The following is a 3,851-nucleotide window of genomic DNA, read 5'->3' on the forward strand; positions in this document are numbered from 1 at the left end:
GGGGTCCCGGTCGCGCAAGGCGTCGAGGATGTCCGTGTGATCGTGGACTGAGGCCGCCGACCAACCCGGAATGGAACCGAAGAAACGCAGCGGCACGAAGTTGACGGTCAAGTTCAGCAACGACCCCATGCGCAACGACTTCGAGGCCTTGTTGATCGTCCGGTGAATCTCGAAGTTCAGCCGGTCCACTTCGTCGGCCTTGCCAGCGGTGTCGGCACTCTCGAGTTGCTCCTGCCATCTTTCGATGGCACCGCGGCTCTCGTCGGTCAGTTCGACGGCCGCGCGGGCAGCGAGCTCACCGGCGATGAATGCTTGGACCTTGAAGATGTCGGCGACGTCGCTGGCCGTGATCGGGACGACGCGGTAGCCCTTCCTGGGCACCCAGCGAATCGTCCCTTCGCTGTGCAAGATCATCAGCCCCTCCCGTACCGGGGTGGGACTGACACCGAGTTCGGTTGCTAGGTGCTCGGTTCGCACGTACTCCCCAGCGCGGAACTGGCCAACCATGATTCCTTCGCGAACGTATGCAGCAACCTTCTCACTGAGTTGCTGCCCACCTCCGAACAGCGTGCGCCCCGCAGTAGAGGGCTGAGGAGGGGGCACCACTTCGGACATTTCCGTAGTCTAGTCCCCGCGGCTCAGAGGCTTCCGCGCGAAACCAGCTGACGGACAATGACGTTGCGTTGGATTTCGTTGGTTCCTTCGCCCACGATCATCAGGGGGGCATCACGAAAGTACCGCTCGACGTCGTATTCGGTGGAATAGCCGTAGCCGCCGTGCACACGGATGGCCGAGAGGGTGATCTCCATGGCGGCTTCTGAACAGAACAGCTTCGCCATCCCGGCTTCCATGTCGGAGCGCTCACCGGAGTCGTAGCATTCGGCGGCGTGAATGAGCAGCTGCCGTGCCGCCGTCAACTTGGTGCCCATGTCTGCGAGGTAGTTGCCGACCGATTGGTGCTGCCAGATGGGTTTGCCGAAGGACTCGCGGTCTTGGGCGTACCGTAGGGCGTCATCGAAGGCGGCCCTGGCCACACCCGTTGCGCGCGCGGCCACTTGAATGCGGCCGATCTCCAGACCCCGCATCATCTGGGTGAAGCCTTGGCCTTCGGTCTCCCCGAGCACCGCGTCGCTGGGAACCCGGCAGTCGTCGAAGGACAGTTCGCAGCTCTCGACACCTTTGTAGCCCAATTTGGGTAGGTCCTTGGACACGGTGAAGCCGGGCACCTTTTCGACGAGCAGGATGCTGATCCCCTTGTGAACCGGCTCGGCCTTCGGATCGGTCTTGCACAGCAGCGCGAGCAGTCCCGCGCGGCGGGCATTGGTGATCCAGGTCTTGGTGCCGTTGATGACGTACTGGTCGCCGTCGCGGGTGGCGACGGTGCGCATCGCCTGCAGGTCGGATCCACCGCCGGCCTCAGTCAAGGCCATGGCCGCCCGCAGTTGCCCGGAAGCCATGCGCGGCAGGTACTTCCGCTTTTGATCTTCGGTGCCGTACTGGACGATCAGCTTGGAGACGACACTGTGTCCACCCATGGCGCCGGCCAGGCTCATCCAGCCGCGGGCAAGCTCCTCGGCCACCATCGCGTAGCACGGGGTGGAGACCTGACCATCGCCGTACGGTTCGGGGATGGCGAGTCCGAATATGCCGATCTGCTTCATCTGCTCGATGAGCTTCTCCGGGTAGGTATTGTCGTGCTCCAGGTCACGCACCACGGGGCGGACTTCGCGGTCGACGAACTCGCGCACGGTGTCCACCAGCATCTGCTCATCGGGGTTCAAGGTGTGCATTGTCGGGCCTTTCTCGGGGGGTCGACGCGAGTTGCAGAAGTCGGTTGGCCCGGTCGACGACGGGCTTGTCCACCATGCGTCCGTCCACGGCGACCGCGCCGTGTCCTGCCCGTGCGGCCGCGACAACGGCGGTAGCCCAGGCGATTTCCTCTGGCGTCGGCGCGAGGGCCCGGCGGGCGGGTGCGAGTTGGGCAGGGTGGATGCAGAGCTTTCCGGTCATGCCGAGGGACCGGGCGTAGCGCACGTCGTCGCTGACCTTGGTGTCGTCACGGACGGCGGTGGTTACTCCGTCGATCGGGGGTGCCAACCCGGCCGCTGCCGCGGCGATCACCAGTGTTGAGCGTGCGTGCAGCATGGCTGCACGGTCATCGTGGTCGATGCCGAGCTCGGCTGCCAGGTCGATACTTCCGAAGGCCGTCCTGACCACTCCAGGCACGGCGCTGACGTCGGCGGCGGCGCGGACGCCTCGGGCTGTTTCGATGAGCGCGATGACCGGCTGGTCGGCGCCCAGCGCGTCGCAGGTCTTGGCCAGCGCGTCCGCGTCCTCGGCCTTGGGAATCATCACCGCGCAGCCGGTGGCGCGTGCCAAGCCGATGTCGTCGTCATGCCAACACGTGCCGTCGGCGTTGATCCGCACGACGAGGTGGTCATGGCCGTGGGCCGCGATCCAGCCGTGCACCGATTCGCGTGCGACGTCCTTCTGCTCAGGAGCGACAGCGTCTTCCAGATCGAAGATGATCAGGTCGGCAGGGGCCTCGATCGCCTTGGCGAATCGTTGAGGGGTGTTGCCAGGCACGAAAAGCAGTACCCCGGCAGAGGCGGGCGTCTGATCCCTCATGCGCGGAAATGTATTGTGGCGGCGGCATGTTGAGCCGCCACGGGCGTGTCGATGGTCAAGTCGGCGGTGTCACCGGTCACGATGCCGCTCACCTCGACGGAATGGCCCAGATATACCGGACGCTTCAGCCGATAGGCGATGGACTCGACCTGGCGGTCACTGCGGTGGCGCGCCAGCTCGGCCATCGCCAGCACCAGCAGGGGGCCGTGGACGACGAGTGCCTCGTGGCCCTCGACCTGTGTGGCGTAGGTGCTGTCGTAATGGATCCGGTGTGAGTTTGCCGTCAGCGCGCTGAACCTGAACAGCACCGTCTCGTCGAGGACTAGAGGGGCGTGCCAGTCAGTGGGATGCCGTTGTGGGGGCGCTGTTTCGGTGGGGGTCTTGGGGCGGGCGGGTGCACCGCAGCGGTAGACGAAGTCCTGTTCCTCGACCACGCAGATGCGGTCGCCATCGGCGTATTCGCTACGCACGGTGACGAACGCCAGCTCACCGCTGGAACCGTTCTTGACGTCGACCCTGACCAGGCTCGAGGTGCGGGTGGCCTCTGAGCCGATGCGCAGTGCGTGATGCTGCTGCAGCCGCCCGCCGGCGAACATCCGGGTGCGCCGAGGGATTGGCGGCATGAACGTGCCCGACACCGGGTGGCCGTCGGCGCCGAGGGCGCTTTGGGCCGGCCATTCCAGGAAGTACAGCCAATGCCACAGCGGCGGCAACGTCGTGGTGGGGCCATCGGGCAAGTCCAGCACCGCGGTCAGCGCCAGGACGGGCGCCTCCGTGATGTGGTCGTGGGTGACGATCGGGCCGGGCTGCCATTGTTCGAGGTAGGTGGCCAGACTGGGCGCACCATCGTCTGGGTCAGGCATCCCCGCGTCCGCCGATCACGCCGCCGTGTTGGAGGTCGTCGATCATCCTGTGCTCCATCTGTAGGAGGGCGGCGAGATCCTCACTCGTGGGCGTGCCGGCGCAGCGCTTCGATCCCGTCCGCCCTTCACTCTATTCTATAGAATCTTCAAATCGATGTGGTGTCTCTCACAACGCCGGGAACGCTTCGCGCAGACGCCTGCCAAATTTCCGGTCTCGCCGTCGACTGCTATTCGCCGTGCAGAAGCGCCGCACACCCACTCGAGTTGTACGAGCTCGACGCAGGACGAATATCGGGCGCACCCCGGTCGCGGGACAGCAGGTCGGCTACCGTCTCGCGTCTCACCAGCTCACGAACGTGG

4 protein-coding genes are annotated in these 3,851 nt (G+C 65.3%); all 4 read right to left on the reverse strand.

What is annotated here, in order from left to right; all coding sequences use genetic code 11:
• The coding region (locus ABW137_RS32415) for a GntR family transcriptional regulator (protein ID WP_526406463.1) at window positions 1–615 on the reverse strand (615 nt) is incomplete at its 3' end.
• 23 nt (window positions 616–638) lie between these two features.
• Window positions 639–1,790: an acyl-CoA dehydrogenase family protein gene (locus ABW137_RS32420; RefSeq protein WP_526406465.1), complete on the reverse strand. Its 1,152-nt coding sequence runs from the start codon at window positions 1,788–1,790 to the stop codon at window positions 639–641.
• Complete coding sequence (locus tag ABW137_RS32425) at window positions 1,768–2,628, reverse strand: HpcH/HpaI aldolase/citrate lyase family protein (protein ID WP_526406467.1); 861 nt, start codon at window positions 2,626–2,628, stop codon at window positions 1,768–1,770. Before ABW137_RS32425 ends, ABW137_RS32420 begins: the two co-directional genes overlap by 23 nt.
• Complete coding sequence (locus ABW137_RS32430; protein WP_526406469.1) at window positions 2,625–3,491, reverse strand: HTD2 family dehydratase; 867 nt, start codon at window positions 3,489–3,491, stop codon at window positions 2,625–2,627. Before ABW137_RS32430 ends, ABW137_RS32425 begins: the two co-directional genes overlap by 4 nt.
• Window positions 3,492–3,851: the final 360 nt, after the last annotated feature.

It is taken from the genome of Mycobacterium sp. (assembly GCF_040509115.1).
GTDB lineage: Bacteria > Actinomycetota > Actinomycetes > Mycobacteriales > Mycobacteriaceae > Mycobacterium.

What these genes read in the sequence shown, in the direction of transcription:
- ABW137_RS32420 (WP_526406465.1), bottom strand. Translation starts at nt 1,790, where the DNA reads ATGCACACCTTGAACCCCGATGAGCAGATGCTGGTGGACACCGTGCGC.
- ABW137_RS32425 (WP_526406467.1), bottom strand. Translation starts at nt 2,628, where the DNA reads ATGAGGGATCAGACGCCCGCCTCTGCCGGGGTACTGCTTTTCGTGCCT.
- ABW137_RS32430 (WP_526406469.1), bottom strand. Translation starts at nt 3,491, where the DNA reads ATGCCTGACCCAGACGATGGTGCGCCCAGTCTGGCCACCTACCTCGAA.